This is a genomic window from Parasphingorhabdus sp. DH2-15 (assembly GCF_051668705.1).
Lineage (GTDB): Bacteria > Pseudomonadota > Alphaproteobacteria > Sphingomonadales > Sphingomonadaceae > Alterisphingorhabdus.
On record NZ_CP196351.1, the window covers coordinates 43,636 to 62,716 of the forward strand.

The 19,081-nt window shown below is 53.5% G+C and carries 19 protein-coding genes; 9 read left to right on the top strand and 10 right to left on the bottom strand.

Annotation, left to right across the window (positions count from 1 at the left end; all coding sequences use genetic code 11):
- Nucleotides 1-117: 117 nt before the first annotated feature.
- The 3 genes from ACR9YC_RS00200 to ACR9YC_RS00210 are packed head-to-tail and all read right to left on the bottom strand — an operon-like array spanning nucleotide 118 to nucleotide 2,937.
- Complete coding sequence (locus ACR9YC_RS00200; RefSeq protein ID WP_438728537.1) at nucleotides 118-840, bottom strand: hypothetical protein; 723 nt, start codon at nucleotides 838-840, stop codon at nucleotides 118-120.
- Nucleotides 841-851: 11 nt separating this feature from the next.
- A complete protein-coding gene (locus ACR9YC_RS00205) occupies nucleotides 852-1,604 on the bottom strand; it encodes an RlmE family RNA methyltransferase (protein WP_438728539.1) in 753 nt (250 codons plus the stop codon).
- Nucleotide 1,605: 1 nt separating this feature from the next.
- Nucleotides 1,606-2,937, bottom strand: a complete 1,332-nt coding sequence (locus ACR9YC_RS00210) for a Ppx/GppA phosphatase family protein (RefSeq protein WP_438728541.1) — start codon at nucleotides 2,935-2,937, stop codon at nucleotides 1,606-1,608.
- Between the two features lie 225 nt (nucleotides 2,938-3,162).
- Here ACR9YC_RS00210 and ACR9YC_RS00215 point away from each other — a divergent pair, with 225 nt between their 5' ends.
- The 3 genes from ACR9YC_RS00215 to ACR9YC_RS00225 are packed head-to-tail and all read left to right on the top strand — an operon-like array spanning nucleotide 3,163 to nucleotide 6,737.
- Nucleotides 3,163-5,043: an ABC-F family ATP-binding cassette domain-containing protein gene (locus ACR9YC_RS00215; RefSeq protein ID WP_438728543.1), complete on the top strand. Its 1,881-nt coding sequence runs from the start codon at nucleotides 3,163-3,165 to the stop codon at nucleotides 5,041-5,043.
- A gap of 34 nt (nucleotides 5,044-5,077) precedes the next feature.
- Nucleotides 5,078-5,965, top strand: a complete 888-nt coding sequence (locus ACR9YC_RS00220) for an HpcH/HpaI aldolase/citrate lyase family protein (protein WP_438728545.1) — start codon at nucleotides 5,078-5,080, stop codon at nucleotides 5,963-5,965.
- A gap of 52 nt (nucleotides 5,966-6,017) precedes the next feature.
- The gene (locus ACR9YC_RS00225) at nucleotides 6,018-6,737 is read left to right on the top strand and encodes a hypothetical protein (protein WP_438728547.1); all 720 of its coding nucleotides are present in this window, start codon (nucleotides 6,018-6,020) and stop codon (nucleotides 6,735-6,737) included.
- 145 nt (nucleotides 6,738-6,882) lie between these two features.
- Here the strand turns inward: ACR9YC_RS00225 and ACR9YC_RS00230 are convergent, their stop codons facing one another.
- The 4 genes from ACR9YC_RS00230 to hemC all read right to left on the bottom strand — a co-directional run bounded on the left by ACR9YC_RS00230 (nucleotide 6,883) and on the right by hemC (nucleotide 10,450).
- Nucleotides 6,883-7,698, bottom strand: a complete 816-nt coding sequence (locus ACR9YC_RS00230) for an SDR family NAD(P)-dependent oxidoreductase (protein ID WP_438728549.1) — start codon at nucleotides 7,696-7,698, stop codon at nucleotides 6,883-6,885.
- A gap of 70 nt (nucleotides 7,699-7,768) precedes the next feature.
- Nucleotides 7,769-8,689: a hypothetical protein gene (locus tag ACR9YC_RS00235; RefSeq protein ID WP_438728551.1), complete on the bottom strand. Its 921-nt coding sequence runs from the start codon at nucleotides 8,687-8,689 to the stop codon at nucleotides 7,769-7,771.
- Nucleotides 8,690-8,704: 15 nt separating this feature from the next.
- Nucleotides 8,705-9,424, bottom strand: coding sequence for a uroporphyrinogen-III synthase (locus ACR9YC_RS00240; RefSeq protein WP_438728553.1), 720 nt, complete (start codon nucleotides 9,422-9,424; stop codon nucleotides 8,705-8,707).
- 42 nt (nucleotides 9,425-9,466) lie between these two features.
- Nucleotides 9,467-10,450: a hydroxymethylbilane synthase gene (gene hemC, locus ACR9YC_RS00245; RefSeq protein WP_438728555.1), complete on the bottom strand. Its 984-nt coding sequence runs from the start codon at nucleotides 10,448-10,450 to the stop codon at nucleotides 9,467-9,469.
- 42 nt (nucleotides 10,451-10,492) lie between these two features.
- Between hemC and tsaD the strand changes: the two genes are divergently transcribed.
- From tsaD to ACR9YC_RS00260, 3 genes are all read left to right on the top strand, one after another.
- Nucleotides 10,493-11,539, top strand: a complete 1,047-nt coding sequence (tsaD, locus tag ACR9YC_RS00250; protein ID WP_438728557.1) for a tRNA (adenosine(37)-N6)-threonylcarbamoyltransferase complex transferase subunit TsaD — start codon at nucleotides 10,493-10,495, stop codon at nucleotides 11,537-11,539.
- Nucleotides 11,536-12,546, top strand: a complete 1,011-nt coding sequence (locus ACR9YC_RS00255; protein WP_438728559.1) for an NAD(P)H-dependent glycerol-3-phosphate dehydrogenase — start codon at nucleotides 11,536-11,538, stop codon at nucleotides 12,544-12,546. Before tsaD ends, ACR9YC_RS00255 begins: the two co-directional genes overlap by 4 nt.
- A 118-nt stretch (nucleotides 12,547-12,664) precedes the next feature.
- A complete protein-coding gene (locus ACR9YC_RS00260; protein WP_438728561.1) occupies nucleotides 12,665-14,176 on the top strand; it encodes an oligosaccharide flippase family protein in 1,512 nt (503 codons plus the stop codon).
- A 38-nt stretch (nucleotides 14,177-14,214) separates the two neighbouring features.
- Here ACR9YC_RS00260 and ACR9YC_RS00265 read toward each other — a convergent pair whose 3' ends face one another.
- Nucleotides 14,215-15,228 carry an adenosine kinase gene (locus tag ACR9YC_RS00265; RefSeq protein ID WP_438728563.1) on the bottom strand — a complete coding sequence of 338 codons (1,014 nt, stop codon included), beginning with the start codon at nucleotides 15,226-15,228 and terminating at the stop codon, nucleotides 14,215-14,217.
- A 139-nt stretch (nucleotides 15,229-15,367) separates the two neighbouring features.
- On the opposite strand from ACR9YC_RS00265, the gene ACR9YC_RS00270 reads away from it, so the two are divergent.
- The 3 genes from ACR9YC_RS00270 (at nucleotide 15,368) to ACR9YC_RS00280 (ending at nucleotide 18,119) form a co-directional block, all read left to right on the top strand.
- The gene (locus tag ACR9YC_RS00270; protein ID WP_438731868.1) at nucleotides 15,368-16,150 is read left to right on the top strand and encodes an EI24 domain-containing protein; all 783 of its coding nucleotides are present in this window, start codon (nucleotides 15,368-15,370) and stop codon (nucleotides 16,148-16,150) included.
- A gap of 38 nt (nucleotides 16,151-16,188) precedes the next feature.
- Nucleotides 16,189-16,566 carry a hypothetical protein gene (locus ACR9YC_RS00275; RefSeq protein WP_438728565.1) on the top strand — a complete coding sequence of 126 codons (378 nt, stop codon included), beginning with the start codon at nucleotides 16,189-16,191 and terminating at the stop codon, nucleotides 16,564-16,566.
- Between the two features lie 101 nt (nucleotides 16,567-16,667).
- Nucleotides 16,668-18,119, top strand: coding sequence for a DUF2235 domain-containing protein (locus ACR9YC_RS00280; RefSeq protein WP_438728567.1), 1,452 nt, complete (start codon nucleotides 16,668-16,670; stop codon nucleotides 18,117-18,119).
- 10 nt (nucleotides 18,120-18,129) lie between these two features.
- Here the strand turns inward: ACR9YC_RS00280 and ACR9YC_RS00285 are convergent, their stop codons facing one another.
- On the bottom strand, nucleotides 18,130-18,498 hold the full coding sequence (locus ACR9YC_RS00285; RefSeq protein ID WP_438728569.1) for a HesB/IscA family protein: 369 nt from the start codon (nucleotides 18,496-18,498) through the stop codon (nucleotides 18,130-18,132).
- A gap of 47 nt (nucleotides 18,499-18,545) precedes the next feature.
- Nucleotides 18,546-19,073 carry an SUF system Fe-S cluster assembly protein gene (locus ACR9YC_RS00290; protein WP_438731871.1) on the bottom strand — a complete coding sequence of 176 codons (528 nt, stop codon included), beginning with the start codon at nucleotides 19,071-19,073 and terminating at the stop codon, nucleotides 18,546-18,548.
- Nucleotides 19,074-19,081 lie beyond the last annotated feature (8 nt).

The following is a 19,081-nucleotide window of genomic DNA, read 5'->3' on the forward strand; positions in this document are numbered from 1 at the left end:
AAGGAAATTGGTTAATGAGTGGTTAGCAAATTGATAAAAAACTGCCTCGGCACACTCATCATTACGATTTAGGAATGATCAGATTGCCCGAGGACCAAATGGAAGAAACTGCGGAATTCAGAAACTCTTGCCAACAAATATCCGCAGATTGGCATTATCACTGCCCGGAGTAATGCCGAATAACGCACTGCCAAATAAGGACCAGCCATCACCAAGCGGGATACGCGCATAAGGGCCGATGAGATGCGACTGATCAGAGAAACTTGGTAAATTGCTGGTCGCGCCAAATGTGTTGAACTGCTCTATGCCGATAGCCGCATCATTGAGCTGCCAATTAAGATGGCTGCGGCTTTGCAACAGCACGCCATCCATGGCACCATCGCCTATTTGTACGGCACCTTGCACAAACAGCCGGGCACTGACTGTCTTGCTTAGCTGGAACTGGTTGATCCAGTTTATCGCGGCGCGCCCGGGTGGGCCGTCTGCCTCCAGTCGAAGATCAAATCGCACCCCGCTATGCCATAACCGTTTTGTATCGTCACTATTATCAGGCGTTAATTGCAGCCATAATTGCCCTTGCACAAAATCGGCCTCTATTGTCTCTGCCGGACCACTGCGCGATTGCAATTGGATACGCCAGCGCACCTTGCTGCTGAGTGATTGCTGATAATGCAGGCGCTGGACCAGCTCATCCGTATCAGGGTCAAAGGCGAGGCGGAACTGCGCCGAACGCTCACCCTCTTTAATAACCGGCCCTGGAACACCTGCAATATTTTGGGCATTTGCGCTTATGGGCGCTGCTAAAGCTATCACGGACAAGAGACAGCTGGCCGCTCTCATAGCAATGTCACCTAGCCTGCCTGCGTGCCAGACGGGCCATCAGCATTGCTGCTATCATCTTTGCTGCTGCGAAAGCCTTGTGCGATGACATACCATTCGGATGAGCCTTTGCGGCTGGCTGGCGGTTTGGCGTGTTTGACGCTGGTGAAATGTTTTTTGAGCAGCATCAGCAATTCCTTATCGGTGCCGCCGGCAAAAACCTTGGCTACAAAAGTGCCGCCCTCAACCAAATTGCAAATAGCAAAATCAGCAGCTGTTTCGACCAATGCCATGGTGCGCAAATGGTCTGTCTGTTTATGGCCGACAGTGTTGGCAGCCAGATCGGACAGCACCAGATCGGGCTTACCGTCCAGCGCTTGCATCAGCTTGTCAGGTGCTGCGTCATCCATAAAATCCATCTCGAAAATGGTAACGCCTTCAATTGGGTCAACGGGCAGCAGATCAATGCCGACAACCTTGGCATGGGGCACTTTGCGGCGCACCAGCTGTGACCAGCCACCCGGCGCTATGCCCAGATCAACCACACGGGCAGATTTGCGAATGATGGCAAAGCGTTCGTCTAGCTCTGACAATTTATAGGCTGCGCGGGAGCGATAGCCTTCATCCTTGGCGCGCTTGACATAAGGGTCGTTGAGCTGGCGCGTAAGCCATTCCGCAGATGATTGTTTGCGCCCGCGTTTTTTGTTCAGCCGTTTCTGGCTATCCTGCCGCCCGCGATTGCCGGGGCGAGCTGTGCCGCCGCTTTTCTTATCACCAATGGCCATATTATGTGCGTCTCGCGCGGCGATTGCCGTTCTTTGCGTTTCTGGTCATTTTGCCGCGAGACTGCTTGGCCTTGGCAGGTGCTTGTTCGGCAGGTGAGGAAGATTGTGTCATGAGTGAGCGCAATATCCCTTCGCGAATGCCGCGATCAGCAATGCCTAATCGTTCAGCCGGCCAGATATCCAATATCGCTTCCAATATTGCGCAACCGGCAATCACCAATTCTGCACGGTCAGAGCCAATACAGGGCACTTTTGCGCGTTCATTGGGGGACATGCCGCCCAGATCCTGACTGATTTGCCGCATGGATGTGGAAGGGACAATCAGCCCGTCAATGGCATTACGGTTATAGCAGGGCAGTTTCAGATGCAGGCTGGCCAGGGTTGTGACTGTGCCGCTGGTGCCCAACATGCGGTAAAGATCGCCCTCACCGCGGGGCAGTCTGTCAGAAAATTCGCGAAAGCTCTCCGCAGCCTTGGCCCGCATGGCTTCATAACCGGCTTGCCGCGTTTGCAAGCTGCTATTATCAACCTGCACGCCTTCGGTCAGCGACACGACCCCCCATGGCACACTCACCCAATCGCGGATGGTTGGTGCGCGGCCGTCAGTATCAATCAATACCAATTCGGTCGAACCGCCGCCAATATCAAAAATAAGGGCGGGGCCTTGTCCGGGTTCAAGCAGGATGTGACAGCCCAGAACGGCCAATCGTGCTTCTTCTTCGGCACTGATAATATCGAGCATGATGCCGGTTTCGCGTTGCACACGGTCGATAAATTCGGCGCCATTTTCGGCGCGGCGACATGCTTCGGTCGCGACTGACCGGGCCAGACAGACATTGCGCCGTTTGAGCTTATCCGAACAGACGGAGAGCGCAGCGACGGCGCGGTCCATCGCGCTTTGGCTGAGTCGCCCGCTTGTACCTAGCCCTTCACCCAAGCGCACCACGCGTGAAAAGGCATCGACCACGACAAAACTGTCACCCGCTGGCTTAGCGATGAGCAAGCGGCAATTATTGGTGCCCAAATCGATTGCGCCATAGGCACGGCGCTGCTGCCCGCCATTGCTGCGCTGAGCGATATCAGCAGCAAGACCGGCCTTATCCTGATATTTTTGGCTTTGGTTTTTCTGCTTTGAATGCGCTGTTTTACGGTGATTTTTGGCAGATTTTTGAGCGCTTTTCCGCCCATCACGCAATGCATTGCGCTCTCTTCCCATCCCGGCAGTGCCGGTATCCCCATATTTTTGCGCACCCGTTTCATTCCCGTTATTTTCTGCAGCACTTTTTGCTGCCAAATCGGGATCGGATGCCATGGGCGATGAACGCTCTTCCATGGGCTTACTCTCTTGACTTCAATCATGGGCGGAACATGCCGCCGTTACTTGAGGGTTAAGCTAATCGTAACGGGAGCGGTACGCAAGCAATTTGGGTTTTTTGTTTTATGCGCAATAGTTTGTGCGCACATATATTATCATGGGCCATGCGGATAATGTAGGGCTGCGCAGGGCAGGATAAAAACCGCTATGGTCAATAGGGTATCACTCGGCTAACGCGCTTCCATGCTTAATTTCAGCAATATTAGGGTCCGTCTTGGCGGTTCGGTCATTCTTGATGGCGCAGGCGCTGCGCTGCCCCCGGGCTCGCGTGTTGGCCTTATTGGCCGCAATGGTGCGGGCAAATCGACGCTGATGAAAGTCATTGCTGGCATGTTGGAGCCGGATGATGGCAGTGTCGATCTGCCAAAAAATGCGCGCATGGGCTATATTGCGCAGGAAGCTCCCGCAGGCGCAGCCTCGCCGCTGGAGACAGTACTGGCTGCCGATAATGAGCGTGCAGAGCTGCTGGCCGAAGCGGAAACCGCCACTGATGGGCACCGTATTGCCGAAATCCATGAACGGCTGAACATGATAGAAGCGCACAGTGCGCCAGCGCGTGCGGCGAAAATTCTTATCGGTCTGGGCTTTGATGAGGCAGCGCAGGCACAGCCGATGGACAGTTTTTCCGGTGGCTGGCGTATGCGGGTGGCTTTGGCGGCACTGCTCTTTTCACAGCCAGATATGCTGTTGCTTGATGAGCCATCAAACCATTTGGATTTAGAGGCGACATTGTGGCTGGAAAATTTCCTGACCAGCTATCAAGCAACGATATTGGTGATCAGTCACGAGCGTGATTTGCTGAACAATGTGGTCGATCATATTTTGCACCTCCAGCATGGCAAGACGGTGCTGTATCCCGGCGGCTATAATGCCTTTGAACGCCAGCGCGCCGAGCGTCAGGCACAATTGGCGGCGTCACGTGAGAAGCAGATTGCACAGCGTCAAAAGCTAGAGGCCTTTGTTTCGCGTTGGGGTGCAAAGGCGCACAGTGCCAAACAGGCACAAAGCCGTGTGAAAGCGCTATCACGCATGGAACCGATTGCAGAGGCGATTGACGACCCATCGCTCAGCTTTCATTTTCCTAGCCCTGCCGAGCTAAAACCGCCATTGATCACACTGGACGATGCAGCGGTCGGCTATGGCGAGAATATCATTCTTTCAGGCCTAAATCTTAGCCTTGCGCCAGATGACCGAACGGCTTTGTTGGGTCGTAATGGCAATGGTAAGACAACATTGGCGCGGCTTTTGGCCAGTCAGTTGCCACCCAAAAAGGGCGCGATCAACAAATCAGCTAAGCTCAAAGTCGGTTATTTCACCCAATATCAGGTTGAAGAACTCGACACTGCGGACACGCCTTTGGAGCATATGACGCGGCTTATGAAAGACGCAAAGCCGGGCGCAGTGCGCGCGCAATTGGGCAGGTTTGGTTTTTCCGGCGATAAGGCAACCGTCAAGGTGGGGAAACTGTCCGGCGGGGAGCGGGCACGGCTAGCACTGGCAATGATTACCCGCGATGCGCCGCATCTGCTGATCCTTGACGAGCCAACAAACCATCTGGACGTGGATGCCCGCGAAGCATTGGTGCATGCGCTCAACGAATATAGCGGCGCCGTGATTCTGGTCAGTCACGACCGGCATATGTTGGAGCTGACGGCTGACAGGTTGGTCATGGTCGATAGCGGTCATGCCAAGGAATTTAATGGCAGCATGAATGATTATACCGATTTTGTGCTGGGCAGAAATCAGCCCAAAGCCGCTCAGGGCAAAGCCAGTGGCGGTAATAGAAAAGAGGACCGGCGAGCAGCTGCAGAGCGGCGCAAGCAACAAGCCGATCTGCGCAAAGCCGTTAGCACGGCCGAAAAAGATATGGAGCGCTATGCTGCGATAGTGTCACAGATTGATCGCGCTATGTTTGACCCGTCTTCCGCCGCTAAAGAATTTGCTGATCTTACCATGACCGAGTTAATGAAAGAACGCGCGACAAGCCAGGACAGGCTGGACAAGGCAGAGGCAAAATGGCTGGCTGCATCGGAACAGTTGGAAAGCGACAAAGCGGGCGATTGACCTGTTACTTGGTTGAGAAAGGATGGATAGAGGCATGACAGATAAAGATATTCCTTCTGATATTCGGCCACGGCGCAGCGCGTTATATATGCCTGCCAACAATATGCGCGCCTTGGAAAAGGCGCGTGGTCTGGATGCTGATATCGTCATATTTGATCTTGAAGATGCTGTGGCACCTGAACAAAAAACCAATGCCCGCGATACGCTGAAAATAGCATTGGATAATGGCGGTTATGATGGGCGAGAGACTGTGCTGCGCATCAATGGCCGCGATACTGAATGGTTTGCTGATGATATGGCCTTTGCCGCGACTTTACCGGTTGATGCTGTGCTGGTGCCAAAGGTTGATACACCGCAAGATATTGCGTCTCTGGGCTCAACCATGGCCGCTTTGGCTAAGGCTTTATGGGTGATGGTGGAAACGCCAGCGTCTGTGCTCAACCTGCCTCTCATCGCCGCAGCGGCGCAAACATCGCCTCTTGCTGCTTTGGTGCTGGGCAGCAATGATCTGGCAAAGGATATGCGGCTTGTGCCCGATGCACAGCGCACAGCCTTTCAACCAGTGCTGACCCAGATGGTTGCTGCGGCGCGTGCTTATGGCCTTATTGCTCTGGATGGTGTGTGCAATGCCATTGGCGATGCTGACCGATTGGCGGCGGAATGCGCACAAGGGCGGAGCTTTGGCTTTGATGGCAAAACGCTGATTCATCCCTCACAAATCGCCGCGGCCAATCAGGCCTTTGCACCATCAACGGAGGATTTGGGGCATGCGCAGAGTGTCATTGCCGCCTTTGCTGAACCGCAAAATGCAGGTAAGGGCGTGCTCAAGGTTAATGGTAAAATGACGGAACGTCTGCACTTAATAGAAGCAAAGCGTCTGGTTGCAGAAGCACAAATGATCACTAATCGGTCAAACGGCTAACGACTATATAGCCCCCTTTTGCAGTAAAGGGTTTTGCGATAGGTTATGCCGCATGCATGTGTTTGAAATTCTGGTCCTATTGCATGTCGCTTTTGGCGCGACGGGGTTAATCGCCTTTTGGGTGCCGATCATCGCGCGCAAAGGGGCCGCCGCACATCGCAAATGGGGGCGTATTGCCTGTTACGGTTTTATTGGTGCGGGCATATTGGCCATATTGATGGCGCTATTGTCGCTTTACGGGCCGGAAAAGCGCTTGCCGATGATTACTGATCGTGTGCTGTTCAATGGTCTGTTTGGCTGGATGATGCTCTATCTCGGGCTGTTGACATTGGGATTTGCCGATTACGGACTGGCCACTGTCAAACACCGTGCCAATCGCGCTGCTTTGCGTGCGCCGCGTTATCAGATCATATTTGTGATTGTCGCTATGGCTGCGCTGAATTGCGGGCTTTACGGGCTGTCAATTGGTGAGCCGCTGATGATGTTAGTCGCATTTATCGGGTTGGTGGCTATGGGCACGCAATTGCGCGCTATCTGGCGCAAGCAATTACCACGGGGTGCTTATGTGGGCGAACATTTTCGCGCATTATTGGGTATGGGTATCTCTGCCTATACTGCCTTTTTATCAGTTGGTTTGATCCGCTTGATACCCGATCAGGTTTTCAACCCGCTCATTTGGGCAGGGCCAAGTATTATCGGCGTGTCGATGATCATCTATTTTACCATACAGGCAAATAAGAAGCTGGCCCGCACTAAAGCAGCGAAGCGGTAGTGCTGATATAACCGCACTAAAGCAGCGAAGCGGTAGTGCTGATATAGCCGCACTCAAGGAGCAAAGCGGTAGTTCTGATATAGCCGCACTCAAGGAGCAAAGCGGTAGTGCAAACAGAGTCTCTCCCCAAGACGGCCATTTTCCCTTACGCAGCCGGCATGATGCCATGGCCACCATCAACGGCTATGGTGGTACCGGTCATATAACTGCCAGCATCAGAAGCGAGGAGCAGCAGAGCGCCATCCAGCTCATGATAATCCCCGAAACGCTGCATCGGCACGCGGCGGCGCATTTTTTCTCCAGCATCGCTTTCCAGATAATCGCGGTTGATATCGCTTAAAAAATAGCCAGGGGCTATGGCGTTGACGCGGATGCGGCTGCGGGTCAGCTCGACGGCCAGAGAACGGGTCATATGCGCGACAGCCGCTTTTGACGTAGCATAACCACCCGCGCACAATGCCGTATTGCTGGCCAGTACAGAGGCAATATTGATAATGCTACCGGGCTGTTGCGCAGTTTTGAGAGCATTGGCAGCGGCACTGGCCACGCGCCATACGCCTGTGACATTGGTGTCCATGACTTTTGCCCATTCCGCTTCGTCCATATCGACCATCCAGCTAATATGTGCGACGCCTGAATTGTTGATGATGATGTCGCATGGCGGTCCGCTTTGCGTAATGGCTGCAAAAGCCCCCTGGACGGACATGGACTGTGTCACGTCCATAGACACAGCCATAACCTCTTGCCCATATTGTGCTGCAATAGCCTCTGCCTGCTCGTCCAGTTTTTCCTTACGGCGAGCCGCGATGACAATATCCGCCCCGGCCATTGCTAGCACTCTGGCAAAATGCGCGCCCAATCCACCCGATGCGCCCGTTATTAATGCGCGATGGCCTGACAATGAGAAGGCTGTAGGTGCATTTGTACGTTTGTTTGAATATTCTTTGCGCGTATCTATCATATAATTTCCTGATACTTACAGCATAAGTGCGTGCTTGATTCTGCTTATGGTCGAGCAACTTCTCGCCGACCTATTCACCGGATAGGGGCGAGGGTTGCTTGATCGGCTCCCCGGCACCCGTGCGCAATTCACGCGGTTCCAAAATGGCGGCTGTTTCAATGAAATCGAGCGCTTGCCGCGCTTTCACAAACCGATCGGCCAATTCCACCCACTCTTGAGCAGCCTCTTGATTGGGAAGTTTGCCTATCTCGACCAGTGCAGTCTCCACCCGTCCGCTATCAACATAACGGCGCGCACGTTCCAAACGCTGATTGGGTGCGGGTGAGGGGGTATCTTCACGGCGCAGCACAAAAATCTCGCCCATTTCGCGCTGTGTCCGCGCCCACCAACCTTCTTGGGGATCACGGCCCAAAGTGTCGGCCGAGAGATCGTCAAGGCCAGCACGCAATTGATCCATGGTCACAGGCTTTTTGCTGGCTGCAATAATTGTTGCAACCGCGTTGGGTTGGGCCTGACCAAAACGCAATTTTAGCTGCTCTTCAATATATCCCAAAGGCGAACCACGCTCCAGTGCGCGGCGTGCGGCAAAAGCGATCAGCAACCCCTCTGCGCGGCCAGCATTGCCCGAAGCCGCCTGAGCCTGCACATTGATACGGGAAATTCTGTCTTCCAGTTCGGCAACACGCCGGGCCAATGCAGCCTCTAATGCAGGATCAGAAATGACCTGTTCGCTGTAAACCGGCTTTTCCGGAGCAACGGATCCATCAGCCAATATACGATCGTCCAGAGCTTTGACCGGTTCGGGCGTCTCTGCCTTGGCAGTATTGGCTTGTGCTGCAGAAGTGTCCTCACTTAACAGACCAAAGCGCGATATGGCCCAGCCAGACGCAATACCGCCACCTATAAAGGCAATGACCAATATGATCACAAGGGTACGCAAATTGAGACCGCTTTTGCGGTTAGATGAAATGGGTTGATAATCGCTGCTCATATGGTGTGCATTACCCTATTTATGGCCCGTATCGCAAAATTTTTCTGCCAACTTCAACATATCGCTATCATTAGGGCTCTGGCTGACCGCCATATGCCGCCATGGTAAGGTTGCATATTCTGCCGTGCGCTGGCTAATCGCTATGATGATATGCTTGGTAGCTATGCTTTCGGTCAGACCATCCTGATCGCAAAAGTTGGTCTCTAACTGCTGCATTGCGCGGGCTGAATGCACCAAGATGACTGCAGGCTGTTTGAATATTTCTATTTGCTCTGCTGATAGACTGCGCGGCATTGCGGCATAGTTGATGATCGTCGTTACCGTCATTTCAACCCGTTCCTGCAAAACGGTGTGCTGTGCGCCGCATAGACGTAAAGGCTTTGACCAGCCATCGGCAGCTAATGCGTCCATGGCTTCTTCCAAATCCGTCGCCCCTGCAAAGCGGACATCCAAACCAACTGCCTGCGCTGCTTTGGCTGTGGCCTTACCCACGGCATAAACCGGCAAGGATTTGAGGCGAGGCAAATCCGCTCCTGCGTGGCGTACGGCATTGGCGCTGCCCAGTAACAGGCTGTCGACCCCCTTTGGCATGGTCCAATCCATGGGCGTAATGGCAAAACTGGGTATTTTGACCACTGCCAAACCCATGATATGCGCATTGCTCGCGGTTTTGCTGGCGCCCGGCTCAGGGCGAATTATGATAAGCGGCAGCCGCATATCGCGCTTTATCACCATATTACCGGCACATATTTTTGCTCAGCCTTTATTGCCATATCCTTATATTGGTCCAAAAAGGCGGGAAATTGATTCCGGTGCAGTGCTCAGCATATCGGATGCCAAGGTTGCTATAGCTGCCGCATTGCTCTGTGCGTCACCCAGAGTGATCTCCAAGCTGCGTTCAATACAGTCCGCGCCATCTTCGCTGTAGAGCGCGGTATCAAGATGTAGCATGTCGCCTTCTAGGACGGCATAGGCCGCGACTGCAGAATGGCAATTGCCGCCCAATGCTTCCAGAAAAGCACGTTCGGCCATCAGACAGTGCCAGCTATCACTATGATTAATCCCGTTCAGCAGCTCTTGCATCGGCAGGTCATCGGCGCGTGTTTCAATGCCGACAACACCTTGTGATGCGGCAGGTAGCCATTGGTCAAGCGGCAAGGGTGTGCCGTGTACGTCTTGGCCCAGCCTGTCCAATCCCGCCTTGGCCAGCAGGGTGACGTCAGCAACACCATCAGCGAGTTTTTGCAACCGGGTGGCCACATTGCCGCGGAATAGAACAACCGACATATCTGGGCGGACATGGCGCATCTGTGCGCCGCGCCGCGGTGAACTGGTGCCCAATGTCGCGCCATGCGGTATGGCATCCAGACTGTCCGCACCGACCAGCATATCACGGGCATCTGCGCGCGGCAGAACCGCCGCCAGCATGAATTGGGGCGGCCGCAATGTTTCGACGTCTTTCATTGAATGTACGGCAAAGTCGATACTGGCTTCGCCCAGCTGCATATCCAGCTCACGTGTCCATAACGCCTTGCCGCCAACCTCGCGCAAAGCGCGGTCAGTGATTTTGTCGCCACTGGCTTTAACGGCCATGATTTCGATTTGATCGTCAGACAGGCCATAGGCGGCACATAGCGCTGAACGGGTGGCATAGGCCTGCGCCATGGCAAGCGGTGAACCGCGTGTCCCCAGCTTTATTGAGCGGGTGGCCAGCAAATCGGTAATGGCCGCTGGCAATGTCTTGCATGTTTCTGTGTTCATTACCCTTGGTGCTAGCGTGCAATCTGTCTAAAGAAAAGTGCTATGACATTGGTATTGGGTATAGAATCAAGCTGTGATGAGAGTGCGGCGGCGATTATTCGCAGTGACCGGACGATATTGTCGCACCGGCTGGCCTCACAAATTGAAGCGCATCAGCCCTTTGGCGGCGTTGTTCCAGAGATAGCAGCGCGCGCGCATATTGAGACGCTGCCCGATATGGTATCGGCTGTGCTGCAAGATAGTGGCCTTGCGCTGGATGATCTTGACGCGATTGCCGCAACGGCAGGGCCTGGCCTGATTGGCGGGGTCATGGTCGGGTTGGTCATGGCAAAATCCCTTGCCATGGCGAGCGATAAACCGCTGATCGCTGTCAATCATCTGGAAGGCCATGCCTTGTCACCGCGCCTTGATGATGCTGATCTTGCTTTTCCCTATTTGCTGTTGCTGGTTTCTGGCGGGCATTGCCAGATATTGCGGGTGAACGGGCCGGGCCAATATCAGCGTATGGCCACGACGATTGATGATGCTTTGGGTGAGGCTTTTGACAAAAGCGCGAAATTGCTGGGTCTTGGCTATCCCGGTGGGCCGGCATTGGAAAAGCTGGCGCAATCAGGCAATGCTGCGGCCGTGCCTTTGCCTCGCCCCTTATTGGGCTCAAAAGAACCGCATTTCTCCTTTGCTGGATTAAAAAGTGCCGTTTTGCGTGCGGTTGAAAGTGGCCGTTATGAAAAGGCGGATATTGCGGCTTCGTTTCAGGTGGCGGCTACCGATTGTCTTATTGACCGGCTTGGTTTCGCATTGCGCCAGATTGGCAGTGATAGTGGCATACAAACGCTGGTCATTGCCGGCGGTGTTGCTGCCAATCAGCATATTCGCGGCCAGCTTACACAATTTGCAGATGATAATAGCCTGGCCTTTTCTGCGCCGCCAATGTGGCTATGCACTGACAATGCAGCGATGATTGGCTGGGCGGGCGTGGAATTGCTGAGCGCGGGTCATAAGGGTGATCCCATGAATTTTAAAGCACGGCCACGCTGGCCCCTTGATGATACGGCGCCTGCCGCACGCGGCGCAGGGGTAAAGGCATGAGCACAGAATCACCAAAATCAGAACAGACGCCTATTATCGGCGTTCTGGGCGCCGGTGCATGGGGCACGGCATTGGCGCAGCTTATAGCGTCAAATGGCACAAAGGTTCGGCTTTGGGCGCGCGAGGCAGAGGTGGCAGATGCCATTAACAGTATTCACCAAAACAGCGCATTTCTGCCCGATATTCCCTTGTCATGCGATATTCACGCCAGCACCGAATTATCCGCGCTCAATGGCTGTAACATCATATTGGCGGTCACACCGGCGCAGCATCTGGCCTCAACATTGGCTGGGCTGGACAGCATTGCGCAGCGCGACCTTATCTTATGTTGCAAGGGTATTGAGGCCAGCACTGGCCGTTTCATGCATGAGGTGGCAAAATCCGCTCAACCCGATGCACAGATAGCGGTCTTGTCTGGCCCGACATTTGCGCATGAGCTTGCCCTTGGCAAACCCGCCGCCGTGACATTGGCCTGCGAAAACCGCGCGCAATGGGATCGCCTTTCAAATATATTGGTGCGCCCGCATTTTCGACCCTATTATTCTGCTGATCTTATGGGTGCAGAAATAGGCGGCGCGGTGAAAAATGTGCTCGCCATCGCTTGCGGCGTGGCTGATGGGCTGGGTCTGGGGCAGAATGCTCGCGCTGCACTTATCAGCCGCGGCTATGCAGAGATGGTGCGCTTTGGTGAAGCATGCGGCGCCGAACCTGAAACACTGACAGGCCTTTGCGGACTGGGTGATCTGGTGCTGACCTGTTCTTCAACCAGTTCGCGCAACTTCTCGCTTGGCATAGCTTTGGGGCAGGGCAAAGCAGCTGCGCAATTGCTTGCTGATCGCGCAACCGTTGCTGAAGGCGCACATAGCGCAGCGGTGGTGCAGCGGCTGGCGAGGGAGAAGGCTGTGCAAATGCCGCTGGTTGACGCGGTCTGCGCTTTGTTATCCGGTGACTTCTCGGCTGATAATATCATTACATCCTTATTGTCGCGCCCGCTTCAGGCCGAATGATTCGCGCTTTTTCTTTGGACTGGGTGCTTGCCGCGCCTTTTGCTTGGCACTTTCTTTTGCTGCACAAATCGCATAGGCCAATTGGCTCGGCAGGAAATTCCAGTGAAAGAGGTACGGCTTGACCAATACAGCCGATCCGGTTCCGGATAACGAAAAACAGCAAGATGATGGCGAGGATATTTCCCGGCTTGCCAAGGGTGGCCGGACCAATTTCTTCGGTTTTTTGCTGCGTCTTGCTGCACGTTTGCCCTTTTTGTTCATTGCAGGCCGCTATTATGGGCCAGAAGCCTTGGGCCGCTTTGCCTATGCCATTTTGATTATCGAACTGGCGGCACAATTGGCTACATTGGGTCTGCGCCGCGGCCTTGCGGAACAGCTAAGCCGCACTGAAAGGCCGCATATCCATGTTGTGCTTGATGGCTTGCTGGTCAGCGCCCTTGCCTCCGCCCTGATGGCGGCAATTTTGATCGCATTGCCGCAGATTATGTTCCCCAATAGCCAGATTAACGGGCTGGATCGCTGGCTCCCCTTGATTATCTTTTGTATCGCCGGTTCGGATATTGCACTCGCCGCCCTTGCCTATCGTTATGATATCGCTTCAACCGTACGCGCACGCGCCATTATTGAACCATGGACCATCAGTATCGCCGCCGGGGCCTTATATTTTTATTCCACGCGCGATGGCTTGCTGATTGCTTATGCCTTGTCGATGGCGGCGGCGTTGCTGGCATCCATCATTCCATTGGTGCGCAGCTATGGTCTGCCCAATGGATGGCGCCCGCGTCCGCTGGCACTGATTGATCTAGCGCGGCAGAATATTCCGTTAGCTGCGGCGGATGCTGCTGAATGGGGCAGCCGCAGGCTTGATCTTGCCATTTTGGGCATTTTTGTTTCGCCTGCTGTGGTCGGTATTTATTATGTCGCGCAGCAGATTGCCAGCCTGCCACAAAAGCTGAAAACCAGTTTTGACCCGATTTTGGGGCCAGTGATTACCCGCAATCTGGAAGAGGGCAAGCTAAAGGAAATCGCTCAACAGGTAAGTCAGGTCGGCTTTTGGATTATCGCTGCTCAGGCCGGTGTTGCGCTGGCGCTGGCCATTCCGGGGGAGGCCGTTATGGGGCTGGTAGGCCCGGATTATGTTGGTGGCACAGGGGCTATGGCCTTGCTGCTGATTGCTGAAGTTGTCGCCGCGACTGCAGTGGTGAGCGAATCTGTGCTGGTCTATGTCGCGCGTCATCGCAATTTGCTGTTATCGCTTGCCATGCTGGCCGTTCAGGCGGTGCTGAGCTTCGCATTTATCTATTTGTTCGATTATTGGGGTTATGGCCCCTTATTTCAGGCAGCAGGCGTAGCGCTGGCGCTTTCAATGGCACTGGCTTTTGCATCGCTGACCAAGGCAGTGCTTTTGTCAAAAATATTGGGCGCAGCGGTCAATGGCTGGCGCTGGGCGTTGGTTTGGGCAACGGCTGTTGCCGCTGTCATCGGCTGGGCCGCAACGCAGTTCCTGCCTGAATGGGCGGAACTGGCATTGGGCATACCAGCCATATTGGGCGTATATGGCCTGATTATATGGCATCGCGGCTTTGGTGAGGCGGACCGCAAATTATTCCGCAAAAAGCAAGACGGCTAGACTAACGCAATTCGCAATTCGCTTATTATGATTGGGGTTTAAGCGTCCAGACGCGCTGCAATAAGCGGCGGCAGGTCGCGTGTTACGCGTGGGCCGATATGGGTGATAATTTCTCCCGCTGCGACTGCGCCCATGGTTAGCGATGTTTCCAGCGATTTGCCCTGTGCTTGGCCCGCCAGAAAACCGGCAGCAAACAGATCGCCTGCGCCTGTCGTGTCCACCACTTCGTCAACGGGCTCTGCCGTGACTTCGGCGCGCTGCCCATTGGCAATGGCCACAGCGCCATGTTCGCCGCGCGTGACCACCAATGTTGGCACTTTGGGTGCCACAGCAGCCAGAGCAGCATCAAAATCATCCAATTGGGTGAGGGAAAGAATTTCCACTTCATTGGCAAACAAAATGTCGATTTTGCTATTGTCCAGCAGTTCGTTAAATCCGTCGCGGTGGCGCTCAATCACAAAAGCATCTGACATAGTCAGTGCCACACGATTGCCGGCTGCGCGCGCAGTGGAGATTGCTTTTTGCATTGCGGCGCGTGGCTCTGGCGGATCCCAGAGATAACCCTCAAGATAGAGAATGTCAGATTTGCGGACCAGCTCTTCATCCAAGGCCGCGGTTGGCAAAAACTGTGCTGCGCCCAAAAATGTGTTCATTGTGCGCTGGCCGTCATTGGTGACCAGAATGAGGCATCGTGCGGTCGGTGGCTCGCCGCCGCGTGGGTCGACTGTGAAATCCACACCTGCTGAGCGAATGTCATGCGCAAAAATTTCACCAAGCTGATCATCTGCGACCTGACCGATAAAGGCACATTTTGCGCCAATATTGGCCATGGCGGCCAAAGTGTTTGCAGCGGAGCCACCGCTCACTTCCTGGCCTTGCCCCATGGCGGCATAAATGCCCGTTGCTTGATCGGCATCGATGAGTTGCATGCTGCCTTTGGCCATATTGTGCTCGGCCAGAAAAGGCTCTTCACAGCGGGCAATAACATCGACAATGGCATGGCCCATGGCCACAATATCATAACGGGGCGTATCAGAAGGGGTGCTGGTCATAAGGAATACTCTCTGTCCGGATAATGCTAACCGGTTTAACGGCTCGCAGCGCATCTATAGGACAGGATAGTCTGGTTCAAGCAGCAATTGGCCGAAACATGGAAGTCTTTGGTCGTAGGAATGGTCACCGTGCTTGACCATGGGCGGTGTCTTGGTGCACTATGACACCATGGTTACTGCTTTTACGAAATCCATCGGCCAGCTTGGCGACCGTGCCATTTTGAAAATATTGGCCAAATCGGCACTGGTTACAGGTTTGTTTTTTCTTGGCCTTTTCTTTGTTTTCAAATGGGCTGTGGATTGGTTGACCGATGTCATCATGGCGGGTCTGGCCAGCATATTTGGTTCAAATGCCGCGCTGCTGCCTTATGAGAGTATGGCAGATACTTTTTTGGTATTTGTTCTGTGGTTCTTGGCCAGCTGGCTGTGGTTTCGGGCTATAGCTGCGGCACTGATCCCCATATTTGGTGATGATGTGGTGAGTGCGGTGGAGGTGAAACATTATCCCCATGCGCTTATCCGTGCGCATGATACCAGCTTTGGCCATGGTCTGGCGCTGGGCCTAAAAAGTCTGGGTCGCACTTTGGGTGTTAATATCCTTATGCTGCCCTTTTATATCGCCTTGGTTTTTACCGGTGTCGGTCTTCCTATATTGCTGGTCGCGGTTAATGCCGTTCTTATCGGCCATGATTTTGAGGATATGATGATGGCGCGCCATGGTGAAGGCTTTGGCTTACATAATGATGATGCAAAACTTTACCCGGCTGGCACACGCTTCATGCTGGGTTTGGTGACGGCTATTATTCTGACTATTCCCCTTGTCAATTTTCTGGGCATGATTATCGGTACCGCCATGGCAACGCATCTGGCCCATGGCCGCGAGGTACAGGACCATGTTAAAAGCAATGCCAAGGCCCGTTGAGGCTAAGCCGCGCATATTGGGGTGTAAAGGGGATGGAGATGAAGGCGTTACAAGCCGTTTTGGCTGTTGCCAGCCTATCATTATTGGTCAGTGGATGTGCCGCAGGCACGGCGCGCCCTAATAGCAGCGCGACTAATCTGCCCCCACCACCAACTGCATTTAATCCCCTCGGGTTGGAAGCTGTGTTGAACAAACGCGATGATGAGCTGGTGGCGTTGTTCGGCGTTCCAAGACTTGACGTTATTGAGGGGCAGGCGCGTAAGATGCAATTTGCGAATGAAAGCTGTGCATTGGATATATTCCTATATCCGCCGGAAAATAATGCCGGTGCTGATCGTCGCAGCAATTATGTTGAGGCACGGGATCGTTCGGGCAATGTGGTTGATAGTGCAAGCTGCATCGCTACGCTGCGTTAGCGCATTCTTGCCAACGGGCCTATAATATGAGAGTTTACAAGCAATAATAATTGGTCGCGCTGCCCATGAAAGGGCTTCAACTGGGAAACTGGGGAAAGCGTATGAAACGGCTAATTTATTGCTTTGACGGGACATGGAATCGTCTTGTTGAGGGCGAACAGACCAATGTTCCGCGTATCGCACAAATGGCGTGCAATATCGACAATTCAGACCCAAATAAGCCGGTCCACCAAATGGTCTATTATGATGAAGGTGTTGGCACCTATGACTTTGGCAATGCTATAGATTGGGTGTTGAACCGTTTGGCAGGGATTTTCGGCCTTGGCCTGGATCAAAATATTCAGGAAGCCTATACGCATTTGATTCTCAATTTTGTCCCAGGCGACGAAATTTATGTTTTCGGCTTTTCTCGCGGTGCTTTCACGGCGCGCTCATTTGTCGGTTTGATTGGCAAAGTCGGTGTCTTGCGTAAGAATCGGTTGTTTAAAATCAATGATGCAATCAAGCTATATCGCAATGGCAGCAGAGAGGCAGCGAGTGACAGCCCAATGTCACTGCAATTCCGCTCTGAAAATAGCAGTGCCGCCTTTCTGCCCAGTGATCGTAAACATTATATCAGGACAGAGCAAAGCAGCAGCAGAGATTTGAAAATCGCATATATGGGCATTTGGGATACAGTTGGCGCGATGGGTATTCCTAGCAGCTTCTTGCTCTCCAATATTTTGAACCGCAAACATCGCTTTCACGACACAGATTTAAGCCCTTTTGTTGAGCGTGCTAGACATGCGCTTGCTGCAGACGAACGCCGCGTGAATTTTGCGCCGACCCTTTGGCGCAACCTAGGTAAGTTGAACAGCGATTGTGGCGAGAAGCGCTATCGCCAGCGCATATTCCCTGGCACCCATAGCGGTGTAGGCGGCGGTGGCCCTGAACGAGGCTTGTCGGACCGGACACTGCAATGGATTATGGAAGGCGCTGAACTTGCTGGACTGACGTTTGACAAAAACCCAGATAGTGGATTTGACCCTATTTGCCCGAATCCGACTGTTTCTATTTTTACAGATAAGGGCAAAACCAGTTGGTCCATTGGTGACTTCCTGCTTGGCGGATCTTTGGAACCCCGCAATTTTGAGAATTTTCAGATGCGCGCTGAAGCTGATGATGAAAGAACCGCTGCGCAGCAGGAATTTGAGTCATGTGAACTGGACGAGACGATATCAGAGCGCTGGAACACTGATTTCCCTGCTCAGGACAAACCGCGCTATCGTCCAGAATCGCTCCGGTCTTATTGGCCTTATCTCAAATATCTGGCGGGGCGGGATATTCAATATAAAGGCCAAGCACCTGATTCGCTGACGCTTCATAAAGTCAATAACGCGGATAGCTGGGAAGGGATTGCTCAAAAATATTATGGCAATGCAGATGAAGCGGATGCGCTGCTGCGCTTCAATCAAGATTGCGAGATTGTCGAAACGAAAGAGGGATTGCTCATGGGGCGCGAAGTTTTGATACCGCATATTGCTAAGCCGGAAACATGCAGCATCCGCGCATAATAGGCAGTTGTTACACCATGAAGCTCTCGCCGCAGCCGCATGTGCCTTGGGCATTGGGGTTGTTAAACACAAAACCGGCGGTGAAATCATCTTCTTGCCAGTCCATGGTGCTGCCAATCAGATAGAGCACACTGGCGCTGTCGACATAGAATGTGCCGCCGGGGGTCACGATCTTTTCATCAAATTTGGCTTCTTCGGTCACATAATCGACTGAATAGGCCAATCCCGAACAGCCACGCCGCGGGGTGGAGAGTTTAACGCCAATCGCATCATCCGGTGCTTTTGCCATTAGATCGGCAACGCGCTTTTCTGCAGCAGGCGTCAGGATAATGGCCGCTGGTGGTGCTGGCCGCTTGGTGGTGGTTGATGAGTCGCTCATGACATGTCCTTAATTTGCTTTTCTGCGATTATTGCGCGGCAATGGGCTTATAACATGCCCAGTTCTAATTTGGCATCATCACTCATCTTGCCCGGGTCCCATGGCGGATCCCAGACCAGTTCAACCTCTGCATGGCCAACACCGGGGACAGAGCCAACCTGCAATTCAATTTCACCCGGCATGGATTCCGCCACCGGGCAATGCGGTGTGGTCAGAGTCATGGTGACCACTGCATGGCCATCATCGGTTACGTCGACACCGTAAATCAGGCCCAGATCATAGATATTGACCGGAATTTCGGGGTCATAAATGCTTTTCAACGTTTCGATAATCGCATCATATAGTTCGCCGCCAGAACTTGCTTTCGGCTCTGGTTCGGGCTTTTGCGCCAGAAAGCCAGCCAGATAATCCTTTTTGCGCTCCAGCTTTTCACTAGCGTTTTCATAGGCGCTTTCGCCAGTTTCAGCGGCTTTCTCTTGCGCCAAAGCGGCATCCACAGTGTCGTCCACACGCACTTTTTTGGGTGGATCGACGCGATCGACCTCTTCAACAGCAATTTTGCGTTCTTCGTTCATCACAATAC